This window comes from Candidiatus Paracoxiella cheracis, assembly GCF_049348705.1.
Taxonomy (GTDB): Bacteria; Pseudomonadota; Gammaproteobacteria; order Coxiellales; family Coxiellaceae; genus Paracoxiella; species Paracoxiella cheracis.
Map to the genome: position 1 here is coordinate 988923 of NZ_CP186485.1, position 16463 is coordinate 1005385.

General features: G+C 41.1%; 9 protein-coding genes. 2 read left to right on the forward strand and 7 right to left on the reverse strand.

The genetic code is table 11. The annotated features are described in order from the left end of the window. Window positions 1-27: 27 nt before the first annotated feature. Entirely contained in the window at window positions 28-609 is a 582-nt protein-coding gene (gene plsY / locus ACJMKR_RS05185) for a glycerol-3-phosphate 1-O-acyltransferase PlsY (RefSeq protein ID WP_423064073.1), read from the reverse strand. A 177-nt stretch (window positions 610-786) separates the two neighbouring features. Here plsY and ACJMKR_RS05190 point away from each other — a divergent pair, with 177 nt between their 5' ends. Beyond that, a complete protein-coding gene (locus tag ACJMKR_RS05190) occupies window positions 787-1191 on the forward strand; it encodes a hypothetical protein (protein WP_423064074.1) in 405 nt (134 codons plus the stop codon). A gap of 108 nt (window positions 1192-1299) precedes the next feature. Here ACJMKR_RS05190 and orn read toward each other — a convergent pair whose 3' ends face one another. From orn to ACJMKR_RS05220, 6 genes are all read right to left on the reverse strand, one after another. Then, window positions 1300-1845: an oligoribonuclease gene (gene orn / locus ACJMKR_RS05195; RefSeq protein WP_423064075.1), complete on the reverse strand. Its 546-nt coding sequence runs from the start codon at window positions 1843-1845 to the stop codon at window positions 1300-1302. A gap of 52 nt (window positions 1846-1897) precedes the next feature. After that, window positions 1898-2797 carry a 5'-nucleotidase gene (locus ACJMKR_RS05200; RefSeq protein ID WP_423064076.1) on the reverse strand — a complete coding sequence of 300 codons (900 nt, stop codon included), beginning with the start codon at window positions 2795-2797 and terminating at the stop codon, window positions 1898-1900. A gap of 43 nt (window positions 2798-2840) precedes the next feature. Then, the gene (locus ACJMKR_RS05205; protein ID WP_423064077.1) at window positions 2841-6179 is read right to left on the reverse strand and encodes a UvrD-helicase domain-containing protein; all 3339 of its coding nucleotides are present in this window, start codon (window positions 6177-6179) and stop codon (window positions 2841-2843) included. Beyond that, window positions 6166-8781 (reverse strand): PD-(D/E)XK nuclease family protein, encoded by a 2616-nt coding sequence (locus ACJMKR_RS05210; RefSeq protein WP_423064078.1) that lies wholly within the window; start codon window positions 8779-8781, stop codon window positions 6166-6168. Before ACJMKR_RS05210 ends, ACJMKR_RS05205 begins: the two co-directional genes overlap by 14 nt. A gap of 316 nt (window positions 8782-9097) precedes the next feature. Further along, entirely contained in the window at window positions 9098-10549 is a 1452-nt protein-coding gene (locus ACJMKR_RS05215; protein WP_423064079.1) for an ATP-binding protein, read from the reverse strand. Continuing rightward, a complete protein-coding gene (locus ACJMKR_RS05220; protein ID WP_423064080.1) occupies window positions 10546-11217 on the reverse strand; it encodes a response regulator in 672 nt (223 codons plus the stop codon). Before ACJMKR_RS05220 ends, ACJMKR_RS05215 begins: the two co-directional genes overlap by 4 nt. 360 nt (window positions 11218-11577) lie before the next feature. Between ACJMKR_RS05220 and ACJMKR_RS05225 the strand changes: the two genes are divergently transcribed. After that, window positions 11578-16443: an NAD-glutamate dehydrogenase gene (locus ACJMKR_RS05225; RefSeq protein WP_423064081.1), complete on the forward strand. Its 4866-nt coding sequence runs from the start codon at window positions 11578-11580 to the stop codon at window positions 16441-16443. Window positions 16444-16463 lie beyond the last annotated feature (20 nt).

A 16463-nucleotide genomic window follows, 5' to 3' on the forward strand; every position in this document is an offset into this window, starting at 1 on the left:
GTAAAGTTGAGGTGCGTGGTAGTCACACTAAAACTTTATTTTACCTTCAGTACCTTTGCGCAAGCGGTCGATATTTTCCCAATGTTTCCATATGATCAATACCGTGATCAATAATACTGGGAAAGCATAATTACCATGACCCGCAATTAACATATAAATTGGTGCAGCAATTGCAGTAATTAGAGCAGCAACGGAAGCATAACGGAATATCAACGCAACAATAACCCAGGTTGCGATGAGAAATATTGCCACCCAAAAGGATAAACCTAAAATAGCGCCCAGCGATGTTGCCACACCTTTTCCACCTTTGAATTTAAAAAATATCGGGAAAACGTGACCGATAACAGCAACTAAAGCAACAAAGCCAAGTGATATACCATCCACATGCAATAATCGTCCAATAATGACTGCAATTAAACCTTTTAATGCATCACCGATTAAAACGTAAATAGCCGCTTGCTTTCCGCCCAAACGCAATACATTTGTAGCGCCAGGATTACCAGACCCTTCTTTACGGGGATCAGGAAGTTTGAGCATCTTTGATACGATGACAGCAGTAGAAATGGAGCCTAGCAAATAGGCAATGATGATACTAAATAGGAATCCCATGGCTGTAATCCTCTCGTTAATCGCTTGGATTTTATAATATATCGGTTCTTGTGTAGGTTGTCGATAGATAGAGGTAAGTGAGGTTCGGTGTTGGAGCACACCCCATGGATTAACTCTTAGGGCGCATTATGCTATACTAAACGAAGTTTAACTGGATTAGCTTTTGGGGGATTGAATATGAAAAAAATCATACCAGTTATGTCCTTATTACTACTCGTTGCTTTTTCAACCTCTGCACTATCAGCAAATCAGGTGGCTTCTTTTGGCAAGGATAAGGGCTTCGGCCTTGTTCTCGAGTGTTCCTTTGAAGCCACAGATAGGAATAGTTATGTGGTGGGGCCTCTTAGAGGATCTGGATGCTCTTTTGACAGTGAGAGGCATATTTTACAATGCAGGAGTTCCGTATATCAGTATGACACAACTCCTATTAAGACTGGGGAGTTTACGTGTAACGGCGTAAGCAAGCTTCAAGAAGGTGTGCAGACTAAAAATAAGGGATGCTTGTTCTCAGTTCAAAAGATTCCAGGCGTTAAAAAACCATTTGATTGTTTAATACAGGATCTTCAGCCCGACAAAAATTAACAAAAATGGATGTTCATTTTAGGGGTTGTTTGACAAAACTCGCTTTCTGATTTTAAGGCTCAGGTGTGACGAACACAACTGAGCCTTATTCTTTATGGTAATACTCTTTTAACTCTTAATAAAATGCTCGCGATAAAATCGTAATTCTTCGATCGAGTCACGAACATCTTGCAGCGCAAGATGTCTTGATTCTTTAGTGAGTTGCGCACCAATTTGGGGTGCCCAATCTTGAACAAGAATTTTAAGGGTGCTTACGTCTAAATTGCGATAGTGAAAATATTTTTCTAATTGCGGCATATAGCGCCAGAGAAAACGGCGATCTTGGCAAATGGAGTTGCCACACATTGGAGATTTTCCTGGTGGAACTAGTTTTTCTAAAAATTCAATCGTTGCCTTTTCGGCGTCGGCTTCTGTTATTTTGCTTTCTTTGACGCGATCGACGAGACCGGAAGCGGTGTGATGTTCGGTGTTCCAGGAATCCATGCCGTCGAGCAACTCAGCGGATTGATGAATCGCAAATACGGGACCTTCTTCGAGTATATCGAGATTTGAGTTCGTAACGATTGTAGCGATCTCGATAATGTGATCTTTATCGGGGTTCAGGCCAGTCATTTCTAAATCGAGCCATATTAAATTTGTTTCGGATAGGGGCATTGCATGTCCTTAACTGTGTTTAGGATGTTCGTAACTATAGACTATAGTGCCACTATACCTCATTCACAATCCCATTGGGTACATGACCCGTAGCGACGTGTTTACTGGCTGATTCGCAATGACCTTGTTGGTCATCGAAGAAAATATCGGCAGCGAAGGCACGCAAAAATTTACTTTTGTCTAAGCCACCTAAAAATAATGCTTCATCGATGCGGATATTCCAAGCGCGTAGTGTTTTGATAACGCGTTCGTGGGCAGGTGCTTGGCGTGCAGTGACTAATGCTGTTCTGATCGGGCAGTTGTTCTCTGGAAAGTGATTTTGAAGCAAATGAAGTGCTGCTAAAAAGCCTTTAAATGGGCCACCGGTTAAGGGTTGATCGGCTGCGAGCTGTTCGTTTTCTGCAAACGCATCCAAGCCTTTTTGCTGGTAAATCCGCTCGGCTTCATCCGAAAATAGTACCGCATCGCCGTCGAATGCGATTTTGAGTTCTTCAACATTTGAGATGTTTTGGTGATTTTTACTGGAAAAAATCGTAGCGGCTGCGCAGCCTGCATTTAATGCATCTTTTACATCCTGCGGATTAGATGATAAAAATAAATGTGCACCGAATGCTTGGATATATTGATAAGGACTTTTGCCGCTACTAAAAGCAGCTCGGGTGATGTTTAGGTCATAGTGTTTAATGCTATTGAAGACTCGTAACCCGGTGTCAGCACTGTTGCGTGATAACAAAATGACTTCGACAAAGTCATCTGTTTTGTTTAGGTTTAAAAATTTTTGTACCAAAAAAAAAGCAACGCCGGGTTCAAGGATTTCATTTTCGTGCTGAATTTGATATTGGGCATAACTATCGACGCCTTGTTTTTCAAAGACGGCATTGCTTTCATCAAGGTTAAATAGCGCTCTTGACGAGATGGCGACGACGAGTTTATGTGATATATCTGTTGGCATGTTCGTATTATCTCATATAATTTCATAAATTGCTTATTGAATTTTAACTAAACTCCCACTCACACCAGCCCAAGCAGAGCGGAAAATACAGACCTAACTTAAGAGAATTGGTCTCTTCATGTTTAAAAAGGTTGGCATAGTGATGTAACTGCTCACGATGTAATTCTTGTTGTTCCGCTAAGAATTCCTCGAGTGACTCTTTTGTTGGAACGGCTGTTTTATAATCGATAATCCAGCGGATATTATTTTTATCGATAAATGTGCGATCGATGATGAATTTCACGGGTTGATCTTTGCTAAAACCCGTAACCGCATATTCACTTTCAGCGGCTTGATGATCTTGGGATAGTATCCATTGTCCTTTCGGATCTGCTAATGTGTTATTGATGGCTTGAATGGCTAGATTTAAATGGGCCTCTAAATATGCTGGCAAGGTGCCTAATTGTTGTAGTCGGCGTTGCCAATGGGGTTTTAGATGATGAATTCGATTTTGGTTCCAATGCTCAATGCCTTCAGTGGCTATTTTTTCCAATATTTCATGAATCATAATGCCTAAGTTGCTTTGTTGTTTTTGAAGTATTGTAGAATTTAAGCTTATTATCGGGTTTTTCAGAGTCGATATAGATTTTTCAAATAACGTAGGAAGTCGCCAATCTTCTGTGAATCGAATGAGTTTATGGGTGGTTTTTATTTTAGTAGCTGATGCTGTATTTGAAGGCGTTTTTGCAGTATCAGTAATTTCTTTAGAGCAGGGTTCCCATAATAAATTTAAAAAGCTACCTTTTGGGGGTGGTTGTAAATGGTTAGAGTTACTTTCATTATTTTCGATGGATGAAATTAAGTGAAGCGATGATTTCGATCGCGTCGCCGCAACGTAGAGTAATCGTGCCATTTCATAGTCGAGTTTAGTTTTTTCGACGGTTCGTAAGTATTGATAAATTCCCTCAGTTTTTTCATTGGCAGCGCGTATCGGCGCTAATATTAAATCGCTACCACCTTGCAGCGAAGGACGGTCTAGCCATATCAATAATTGATTTTTATCGGCGGATGTTGTTTTGTGAAGTGTGGGGATAATAACATGATCAAACTCTAATCCTTTAGCTTTGTGAATAGTCATGATATGTAATGTTGAGGATTCATGTGAGCTGGTATCCACGTAGAGTTGCCTCAATTTATTTTCGAGTAATGTAAAGCTAAAATCATCTTCAATCGCTTCTAATAATTTAAAATATGCCTCGACATTGTCGCCTTCCGATAAAGCAATTAACGAAGCAGGCCCACCAAGTGCTAGCCAAGTGGTTTGTATCCAGGCAGAAAGAGGTAAGCCTTCTGGGTTAATCAGGATTTTTTCGAGTACAGGTACAATGCGCTTCAATCGAATTTTTGCATCCAGCGAAAGATTTTTAATAGTATGAAAATCTATTAAGGAAGACCAAATGGGCTTCTCAGCGCAATGTTGCGTCAGCGTGTGTAAATCATTGAGCGTTAATCCGCACCAAGGTGCGCGTAGAACAGCGAGCCAAGCAACGCGATCATCAAGATACAGTAAGGCACGAGTGAGTGAGAGTAAATCTTGTATTTCGATGCGATGTGCCAGAGTTTCAATATCGATAGCGTTGAAATTAATTTTGGCGGCACGTAGTTCTGGGATAATATCGATTAATTGTGAGCGTGATCGCACTAGGATAGCAATACTTGTATTAGGATTGTCTTCTTGGCATCGACGGATAACTTCCACAATGTGTTGTGCTTCATGAATGACATTGGCGTTGAGCAAAGGATGATGAAACACACTTTTCTGCGAGTGTGTTTGTGCAGCATCTGCAGATGAGTACGGTACTGCGCCCATAGCTACATCAGCATTTCGGGGAAATATATTTTCAAAAACAGAATTAATCCATTCAACAATATTAGCGTTCGATCGGAAATTTGTTTGTAGTGTTAATTTTTCTAAAGAAATATTTGCAATGCCTTGCTGTTGTGTTCGTAAAAACAACCCGACTTCAGCGTTACGAAAACGATAAATCGATTGCATGGGATCGCCAACTAAAAATAAGCTTCGCCCATCGTTGGGCTGCCACCCTGAGAGGAGCTGCTCTATAAGGCGAAATTGAGTGATTGAAGTATCTTGAAATTCATCGATCAATAAATGCTGAATTTGATAATCAAGATGCAGCGCTAAATCTGTTGGTTGAGAGGCATCGCCTAAAGCGCGTAATGCACCTAGCGTTAATTCAATAAAGTCAACGCAACCTTGTTGCATGAAAACTACTTGTAACTCCGCGGCAAGATACGGTAATAAATTAATTAAGGCGTGAGTGATTGTCCACTGTTGTTCGCTATATTGAATGGGTGGACACATTAATAGCTCAGAGAGCGCTATTCTTAACGGTTCGTTTGCTCTGAGCTTTTCGAGTAAATCGATGAATTTCAGTTTTATCATTTTATGCTGTTTTTCAGAAGGAAATCCACAACGCTTATCGACGGATTTTCGCCACGTATTATTTTTAGTGAGTAATAAATTTGCAAGACCGATCCAAGCAGGTAAATCATTTAATTCCTTGCCAGGGATTTGCGTTAAATGAGCGCATTGTGTAATGATATTTTCAGGATCTTCTTGTGATAAATATTGGCTTGCAAATTGAGTGCATGAAATTAATTCATCTGTCAGCTCTCGATCAACCAAGCATGTTAAGGCTTGCATTTTTTCTTTAGCAATATTTGCCAATCCATTTTCGAGATCTATTTTTAATTGATTGGGATTTTGGTGGTGATCAATAATGTGCGGTAACCATTGTTCCCGTGAGGCTAAGATTTCAGTGAGTAGCGATTCGAGTTGTTCGATATTGTTGTCAAGGTGAAGTAACAACGTTTCAATGGCTGCAATATGATGACGGGAACTAAGTACAGCACGTGCCGCATTTCGATAGCATAATGTGGCATCTTCAATGATGCTGGGTTTTCCGCCAAATCCACATAATAAAGGAATTTGTGCGCAAATCGATGCGGATAAAGCATCGATGGTTAAGATCCGCAAACGATTGGGATTTTCTTTTAAGTACCATTTTAATTGTTGGTCTTGCTTTAATGCTCCCTTAGCAAGTTGCCATGTGATTGCTTTATGATTTTCGTCAGGTTTTGGATTGTCGCTAGCGAAGGTTAGCGCGCTTGTGATTCGATCACGCATTTCGGCAGCTGCTTTTCGTGTGAATGTGATCGCGATGATTTCTTCAGGTGAATCCACGTAGGTTAATAATCGCAAAAAACGTTGTGTTAATAGTTCAGTTTTTCCAGATCCGGCAGGCGCTTGGACAATAAAAGATTTTTTAGGATTTAAGGCCTTTTCGCGTATGAGTTGGTCTTGATTTTTATTTATCGTCATATTGAGATCCTATTCGACATAAAAGGTGTAGATCGCAATACTTGCATACTGAAACGAGGTCAACTGGATCGACGCTTGCTTGTCCTGCACAAAATGCTGAACTTAAATTCATCAAAACATCACGCCAATGCTGCAATATATCTTTCCAATCAAAACTATTCTCTGTTTTTTTGAGTTTTGACAAAGGCGCAACATTAAAAAAACTTTTATTGTTCTCGTCGCTCGCAATAATGCCTTTAAATGCAATGTGACCTCGGCGCACTTGTGCATAGGCTAAGCCAAAAGGTTTGCGGGTGCCATAGACACAGTAAAGCGGCAATTGTAATGCTTTTGGACGGTCACCAAACCAATCATCAATGCTATTACGAAGGCCGGTTTTATAATCGATAATAAGATTGCTTCCATCGGCTAGTTTATCAATTCGGTCAATTTTTAGTTGTAATGGTAATTCACCCACCTTGATGAAGCGAATAGATTCACGCTGGTCGACACTAAAAGATGGGCGTTTTTTTTCAAATTCTAACCACTCCATAATTAATGTAACGATACGTTTATTTTCAATAGCTAAAAACTGGGCTTGATTGTATGGGTAGTTTTCAATGACGGCGGAAACTGTTTGTTTGACTAACGCTTTGAGATTGGTTTGTGAATATGACTTTAACTGTTCTTGAGTTTTTAGTTTTTTCCAAACGTGTTCCAATGCTTGGTGAACGAGTGTGCCACGTTCGGAGGCAGTTAATCCAAGTTGAGGTTCAGGTAAACTTTCTGCTTTCAAACGACCAGCAGCGAATGCACGAAATGGGCATAGTGATTGTTGTTGTAAAACCCAGCTACCGCCACGAAATTTTTCATCGTGCTGTAAAACTGGGCCTTTAGCGTCATTAATGAGTTCAATTTTTTTGGATTCAAAGGTTTTCTCTATACTATTTTTATAGACGGGTAGGTCTAAATGTTCAGCACTCATTACAGGGATATGTTGAATTAATCGGCTAGGCGATAATTGTTTATCTTTTTCTTGAATGGGCGAACTAATAATGATATTGGGTGCGCTATTGAATAATCGTTGTTGTAAATGTTGAGTATACTCAAGCTCACGATTAGCGGAGGCATGTGGCATACGGTGTTGGCGCTGTAAATGGATCGGCAGGAAAGGGTTCGGGTTTGCGGGAGGTGGCCAATCTTCATTATTAAGTCCCATAATCCACATCTGATCAAATTCAAGACCTGTTGCTTCAAGAATACCTAATATTTGTATCGATTCCTCAGGATTTTCTGGTTGGAAAATCGTTTGTCCAACTAATTGTTGAAACATTTGCAAGGCTTGTTCGCGTGATAGTGTTGATATGAACGATTCTGTTTGTGCAAACTCTTCAAAAATTTTTTCAAAACGTTTCACTATTTGGTATTCATGGCTTGCTAATTCACGCTGGCCCGGCCATCCTAGCTGGGTTAATTCATCGATGAAGGCATTGCTCCATTTGCTTGGTGATTGTTGCTTTCCTTTAGAATAAGAGTTTAAAAAGGCTTCCCATCTTTGAGGAAACGTTGCGTTGGGATATGAATTTTTTAATGTCCCTAGATAGGGCAGTAACGTGGCAGCGTTAATATGTAGTTGGTTTAATTCGCGGAATTTCCGTTCAAGTTGTGCAGCAAGACAAGCATCAGAGTTTGTATTAATGTAAATTGATCTTAGTAACGGTGACAGATCCTCGAAAGCCATGAAGCTTGGCTTAAGAGCAAGAATGTTGAGTGCACACCGAATAATCGGGAAAGTGTTTAGTGCTTGTCCAGCCGAGATATTAAAGGGGTTTTTGCTTAGTGCAAAGACTTGAGTAAATAAACGATCAATAGCTTTACGTCGTTTAGTAAGGTTGGGAACGATGCAACCGATACGCTGATTCGGGTTTTGCTCAAGTTGTTTTTTTGCCCAGCGCGCGATGGTAGTTATTTCGGTTTCTGCATCGGCAAGTCGAATTTGTTGCAGCATTGGTTTTTTTTGATCCGGGGAGTATTCCGTTACTTTCGTTTGAGTTTTGATTTCATCGATTAATTCGCGAACGGCGGGCGAAAATTCATCAAACCCAACGAATAGGATATGAGGTGGCAAGCTAAGCTTTTGATCAGTGACAAGTTGATGAAGTGCCTTTGGTAGTTCAGCCGTGCAGAGCCACTGATGTTGCTGTTTTTGTTCCTGAAATTCTTGAGCCCAGGTGACAAACGTTTTTACTTCTTCATTGACCTGCTCGAGTTCGTTGAGCTCAATGTTCCACAACGTCAACATGTCCCACGCAGCCTTGACTAATGTTGCTGTTAATGTCGTGGATAACAAAAACGATGTGTCTTTTGAATTGCGGATAATCGTTTGCCAACACCAGGCTTCTTGAAAGTCGGATAATAGTGTTCCACTGCAATCCCAATGTTGTTGCCAACAGTCTGCGAGCCATTTGTTCAATGGCAAAATTTTGGGAGTGTGCCAAAATGTTTTTTGTGCTTGTGTGAGTTGATACTGATCAAATTGTTGGTGAAGGTGGTGAGATAATCGTCTATTTGCAGTGAGCACGACAATATCTTCATCCAATATGGGTAATAACTCACAGTACATAGATCTTTATTTCCATTGAAGTTCAGAGCAATAATTCCGTCGATTTTCGTGAAAATATTAAATTTGCTCACAGGTCAAATTGATGATGCCAAATCTTGTAAAGTGTGTCTATTTGAATTCGGTATTTAGTTAGATTTTAGCAGCATATTATATAACTATTTGATTATATTAAATAAAAATTCTTTGCGTATTTTGTATCCAATCTGTTGCGGGAGTTATGATTTCAATATTTTGGCGCTTGTTCTGACAAAATACCCACAAAGTTATCCACAGAAATTGTGAATAACCCCGTGGTGTGAAGACTCGCCTTATTACTTCATGATTTTCTGTTTTTTGGCATTTTAGGGAATTTAACCTGAAAGTCTAGGCCTTTACCGTTTTTAGAGGTTTCTAACGCAATGGTGGCGTGGTGAAGTTTTGCAATTTGTTGGACGATGCCGAGTCCAAGACCGCTACCCGTCGCTTGATTGCCAATGACCCGGAAGAATCGTTCAAAAACCCGTTCTCGTAATTCTTTGGGAATGCCTGGACCATTGTCGATGACTCTTAGTATGACATGTTTATCATCATGTTCTATTTTAATGGCTACCTTACTTTTTTCAGGTGAATAGCGAATAGCATTATCGAGCAGGTTTCTTATCAGGATACCAATCGCGGTGTTATTTCCAAGGATCATCGGCGGAGCATCTGGTGTAATTAATTCGAGATCAATATCTTTAGCGATCGCTTCCGGCGCTAATTGGGCGGCAATATCAGCGGCTTCTTTACCTAAATCCATGCTAACAGTTTCATGAAGGCTTGCCTCGGGGACCATCCGGCTTAGGGTTAATAGCTGTTGAACGACGTGAGTACCACGATTAACGCCGGCTAATACTTTCAGTAGAGCCTGTTTACGTTGCTCTGGTGTTTGTGCGCGCAGTGCCACCTGTGTGTGCGTGTTCAAGGCTGCCAAAGGTGTCCGCAACTCATGGGCTGCGTCTGCTGTAAATCGCTTTTCACGCTCAAATGCTTCTTTCAATCTGCCGAATAGGCTATTGAGCTCACTCACTAAGGGTTCAATTTCAGAGGGGACAGACTCGGCGTCGACAGGCTCTAAGTAGCTTGGTGCCCGTTGGCTGACTTCAAGAGCTACTTTCTTCAAGGTGTCTAAGCCGCGACCCACGATGATCCAGATAAGAAAACCGAGGAAGGGGTAGGTGATCAACATAATAAAAATAGAATCTTGCGTGAGTTGGTTTTCTAATTGTTGACGATAATCAGAGCGTTCGGCAACCATGTAGGTTAGTTCTGTGCTTGGATCGTATTCTGTATTGACACGCCACGACTCACCGTGCAGCCAGAGTGTCGACAAGCCACTCTTCCCATTTGAAAAAGGGATGCGAGGAGTCGTCTTGCTCGAATGTAGGATGAGTTTGCCTTTATTGTTCCAGATTTGGAATTCTAGATTATCCTGTGCCTCTCTATCTGCCCTGAATTGTTCTCGTTGCTTTTTATTATTAAGGTTCATTGATTGTGTGCGGTCATCTTGGAGAGGATTTCTGAAGGATTTCATTAGGTTATGTTGAATCAATGAGAAATTTCGATCGTTAGTATTGTAGTCGCTAAAGAAGGCCCGCATACGCTCAGCTGTTCGAATCAGCTGAGCGTCAAGTTGAGTTTGAATATCTTTATGAGCTAAGAATAAATTCCCAATAATAGCTAGGGATGTAATTAGCGTTACGCTCAACAATAAATTGATGAGCAAGAAGGTTCGTATTGAGGGTGTCATTCAGATTTTTTTTCTACCATGTAACCTACACCACGAATGGTGCGTATCAGCTTTGTACCAAATCGTTTTCTTAAATTATGTATATGAACCTCTAACGCATTACTGTCGATGTTCTCACCCCACCCATAAAGCGTTTGGTTGAGTTGTTCACGCGAGATTACCCGCCCAGCATTTTCTAACAACTTCTGTAACAGTGCAAATTCTCGACGAGAAACCAGGACTTCTTTGTTTTTGACCTGCACGATATGGGAGGCTGGGTCCAGCGTGATATCGGCATAAGTAATAATCGGTTTGGCTCGTGCTTTTGATCGTCTTTGGAGAGCTCGCATACGGGCACAGAGCTCATCGAGATCAAATGGCTTTGTTAAGTAGTCGTCTGCACCTGCATCCAAACCCTTGACTCGATCGTCGACGGTGTCGCGTGCCGTTAAGATAACGACTGGCGTTGCAAGGTTTTTCTCACGAATCATTTTAAGAACTTCCAAGCCAGAGAGCTTTGGGAGCCCTAGGTCTAACACAATGATGTCAAAAGTCTCATGAGTTGAGCAAATCACATCACGAGCGGCTCGGCCATCCTTTACCCAGTCAATTGTATGTCCGTAATGTTTGAGGCCTGTTCTAATACCATCACCGAGGAATTCGTCGTCTTCTACCAGTAATACTCTCATAGCGTTTGCCCTTATTCTATGCGAGCATCCCTACATATCAACATATCACTTTATTCCGTTCCTCAGTGACTTACACTCATTTTGCCGGCATAATTTGCTTACTTTGTGCCTCTAACGTGCTAAAATAGCTTAAAAAACACCGAATTAGTTAGAAAGCCATTATTTTCAGAAGGTTAATGTTTAACCTTAAATCGTACAATAATTTAATTTTAGGTTAATTGCAAGCGCTTTGCTTAAGGAAGCATTAAAATAAGCTTAAGGAAAAAATGCTTTTAAATCAATGGTGTTAGGCCTTTGCTTTAAGATTAAGATGTAAGCTTTGATTGCAATTTTAAAAATTTCATAAAGGAACTTCAAAAAGTGACTGAAAATTCATCTCTTGCCGTTGAAAACGTTATTGAGAAAATCATTGCTTATGCGAAAAAGCAGCTTCCCGAAGACAAAGCCGTACTAATTATCAAATTCATTCGTCTCTATTATATGAACACTGCGCTAGAAGATATTGAAGCGCGCTCCATTCCGGATTTATATGGCACAGTCTTGTCGCACTGGGAGTTGATGCAACATCGTAAACCCAAGGAGGTTAAGGTTCGTATCTTTAACCCCAATTATGAAGAGAGTGGGTGGCAGTCTACGCACACTATTATTCAAATAGTTACTGACGACATGCCATTTTTAATCGACTCTATCCGAATGGAAATCAATCGCTTAGGGTTAACCACTCACTTATTGATTTATATCGGCGGTATTAAGGTTTGCCGTGATAAGAAGCATCAAGTCGATAATATATTGTCGTACCATGCAACGCATGATGTTGAAAGTACCATTGAAGCGCCACTTTATATGGAAATTGATCGCCAAACCGATCCAAAAGTATTGGCTGAGATCCAAAAAAACGTTAAACGTGTTTTAAAAGATGTACGGGCAGCCGTGGAAGATTGGCAAGCCATGCAAGATCGCGTGCGTGAATCTATCGATGAACTCGATCCTGAAAAAATGGTGCAAAGTGCCGATGAAGTCAATGAGGCAAAAGCATTTTTAAAGTGGATGCTTGAAGATCATTTCACTTTTTTAGGATTTCGTGATTACGAAATGGTGGGTGAGGGTAAAGAGCGTGCCTTGCGTCTAGTGCCGCACTCCGGACTCGGTGTATTACGCGATTACACTCACAGCAAGATGTTGCGTCAGTATTCAGATTTGCCGGAAGAGGCGCGAAAGATCGCGTTATCTACCGAACATATATTAATTACTTCCAAAACAAATACACTCTCCACAGTGCATCGGCCTGCTTATACCGACTATATCGGTGTGAAGCGATTTAATGAAAAAGGGGAGCTTATCGGTGAGCGTCGGTTTATTGGTTTATATACATCGATTGCTTATGGTGGGGATCCGAAAGCCATTCCTATCCTGCGCCATAAGGTGAGCTCGGTGTTGAAGAAATCGAAACTACCACCAAGAAGTCACGCCGGAAAAGATTTAACCCACATCGTAGCAAACTTGCCACGAGATGATTTGTTTCATGCGACGGAAGATGAGCTCTATGAGTTAGCGATGGGAATCCTGCATATTCAGGAACGTCGACAAATTCGCTTGTTTGTTCGCAAAGATGCTTATGGGCGATTTATGTCGTGTTTGGTTTATGTTCCACGAGAAAATTTCAATACGACACTAGTTAATCGCATGGAGGAAATATTACGAAAAGCCTTTAAAGGTTTAGATGTAACTTTCACGACTCATTTTTCAGAATCAGTTTTGGCGCGTATTCATTACGTCATCCGTGTGGATCCCCGCAAAAAACTTGAATACGATGTTAAACATATAGAAAAGAAGCTTATTGAAGTTGGAGAATCGTGGGAAGATGGTTTTCATGAAAGCGTTCTAGAATATTTTGGTGAAGAATGTGGGAATGCGTTATTTAATCGTTATAAATATGCTTTTCCAATTGCTTACCAAGAAATGTTTCGGCCGCCCCAAGCTGTTTTTGATGTCGAACACATTGAAAAGCTTGCGACGAAAGATACATTGGGCATGAGTTTTTACCGTCCGCTTGGAGTTGCCAAGGAAGTCATTAGTTTTAAATTGTTCCGTCATGGGCATACGGTTCCCTTATCGGATGCACTGCCATTATTAGAAAATATGGGATTGCGCGTTGTTGGCGAACAGCCTTATGCGATTACCTTTAAAAATAGTAATAAGGTTTGGATTAATGATTTCAGCATGACTTATGCAAAAGAACCCACTTTTGATGTTGAGGAAGTCAAAACGATATTTCAAGAGGCTTTTTTAAAAACTTGGAATGGTGAGGCAGAAAACGATGCATTAAATCGTTTGGTTTTGGAAGCCGAATTGCATTGGCGTGAAATTAGCATCTTGCGTGCCTATCTAAAATATTTCCGGCAAATTGGTTTCACATTTAGCGAGCAGTATATTGCAGAAACATTAGTGACTAACGCTAAAATCGCAAAATTATTAGTGGAACTTTTCCAATGTTATTTCGATCCGGAAAAAGGGGGTGAGGCGAAAGAAGAAGCAGCACATCTTGAACAGAAGATACACAAAGCACTTGATGAAGTGGCTATCTTGGATGAAGATCGTATTTTGCGGCGCTATCTATCTTTGATTCATGCCACCTTGCGAACTAATTATTTTCAAACGGATGCAGAAGGCAATTATAAGCCTTATTTATCGTTTAAATTAGACCCCACTAAAGTCCCTAACTTGCCATTGCCACTTCCTAAATATGAAATATTCGTTTATTCGCCTCGGTTTGAGGGCGTTCATTTACGTGCGGCTAAAGTAGCACGAGGCGGCATTCGATGGTCGGATCGGCGGGAAGATTATCGTACGGAAGTGCTTGGCTTAATGAAAGCACAACAGGTGAAAAATGCCGTGATTGTGCCGGCTGGTGCTAAAGGTGGTTTTGTTGCAAAGAATTTACCGTGCGATGGAAGCCGAGAACAGATCATGCAGGAGGGCATTGCTTGCTATCAAGGCTTTATTAGCGGCTTATTGGATTTGACCGATAACTTGGTCGATGGGCACATTGAGACACCTAAAAATACCATTTGTTATGATGATCAAGACCCCTATTTAGTGGTTGCTGCCGATAAGGGCACGGCAACATTCTCTGATATCGCCAATACAATTGCTCTTGAGCGAGATTATTGGATGGGTGATGCCTTCGCATCGGGTGGCTCAACAGGCTATGACCACAAGAAAATGGGTATCACCGCAAGAGGTGCGTGGGTATCTGCCGAGCAGCATTTTAAAGAGCTTGGCATCAATGTGGATGAAGCAGAGATTACGGTCGTGGGCATCGGTGATATGAGTGGTGATGTTTTTGGTAATGGCATGTTGATGTCGAGTCATCTTAAATTAGTAGCCGCTTTTGATCATCGTCATATTTTTCTGGATCCCCATCCAAACCCCAAAGATAGCTTTGCTGAACGCAAACGCTTATTCAATTTGCTGCGATCGAGTTGGGACGATTATGATCGCACAAAAATTTCGACAGGGGGGGGTGTTTATTCACGCGCGGCAAAAGCTATTCGCATTTCACCTGAGGTGAAAGAATTGCTCGACATTAAGAAAGATGTTCTTGTACCTAATCAATTAATAAAGGCTATTTTAAAAGCAAAAGTAGATTTAATTTGGAATGGTGGTATCGGTACTTATGTGAAAGCCACGACAGAAACAAACGATGATGTGGGTGATCGTAGTAATGATTCCGTTCGTGTGAATGGAAAATCGTTGCGTGCACGTGTTGTGTGTGAAGGGGGTAATTTGGGTCTCACCCAATTAGGCCGTATTGAATACGATTTAAGTGGTGGAAAAATTAATACCGATTTTATTGATAATTCTGCTGGTGTGGATTGTTCCGATCACGAAGTTAATATCAAAATTTTGTTGAATAGCATTGTGACCGCTGGGGATATGACCGAAAAGCAGCGTAACGAACTTCTCGCTAGCATGGAAGATGAAGTCGGGCAACTCGTTCTGAAAGATAATTATCACCAGAATCAGGCGATCAGCTTGGCTTCATTTTTATCGGGTCAAGAAGTGTCTTTATATATAAATTATCTACGAAATCTGGAAGAACGAAACCTAATTAATCGTGGCTTAGAGTTTTTACCCGATGATAAAATCCTCTTAGAAAGGCGCAATGCTGGGATTGGACTAACGCGTCCAGAGTTGTGCATTGTGTTTGCCTACTCAAAAATTATTCTTGAGGATGCAATTAAAGGTTCCGACTTAGTGCGTGATCCCTATCTTTGTGAGTTCGTTTGCAATGCTTTTCCTACGCCGCTGCATAAAAAATATGAAAAAGAAATGAGGAACCATTACCTTGCTAACCAGATTATTGCGACACAGTTAACGAATCGCATGGTTTCTGAGATGGGGATTACTTTTGCTTATCAGATGATGGAGGAAACAGGGGCGTCGATTAATGCTATTGTTCGGGCCTATGCGGCTGCGACCAGGCTTTTCGACATGGGTACGATGTTAAGGGATATCGAATCTTTGGATTATAGGGTCGACGTTGCAGTGCAAAATGAAATGTTTGTCGATGTCACACGTTTGGTGCGCCGCGCAGCGCGTTGGTTACTCAGGAATTCGCGAGGAAAAATCAATATCACAGCAACTATTGATCAGTACGCCGCCCACATTGCTGATATCAGCAAACGATTGCCAAAATTATTATTGGGTGATGACAAAAATGTTTTGGATGCCCGGCAACAAAAGCTGATGGAACAAAAAGTCCCTGCCGATATTGCTTTAAAAGTTGCAAGCACCTCGGCCATATATCATGCGTTGAACATTGTGGAAGCGGCTATGTCACAGGATGTTGAAGTTTTCCGAGTGGCTAAAATTTATTTTATGTTGGCAGATCGCCTCAATTTATTCTGGTTCAGGGAGCGAATTAATGAATACCCTATCGATAATCGATGGGCTGTTTTGGCACGCGCTGCTTACAAGGGTGACTTGGATTGGATCCAACGCGAATTGACCGTCAAAGTTCTTTTAGACACGAAGGCTCGCAGTATTCCTGGAAAAATTAATGAGTGGCTTTCTAGGCATGAGAATTTAATTCAACGTTGGCAGTCAATTTTAACTGATATGCGCAGTGCAGACACAAAAGAGTTTGCTATACTTTTTGTAGCAATCAGGGATCTGTTAGATTTAACCGAAACAGGGACGATCGGGGAGCATCCAGAGACATGAGGGCACCGATAAGCATTTGA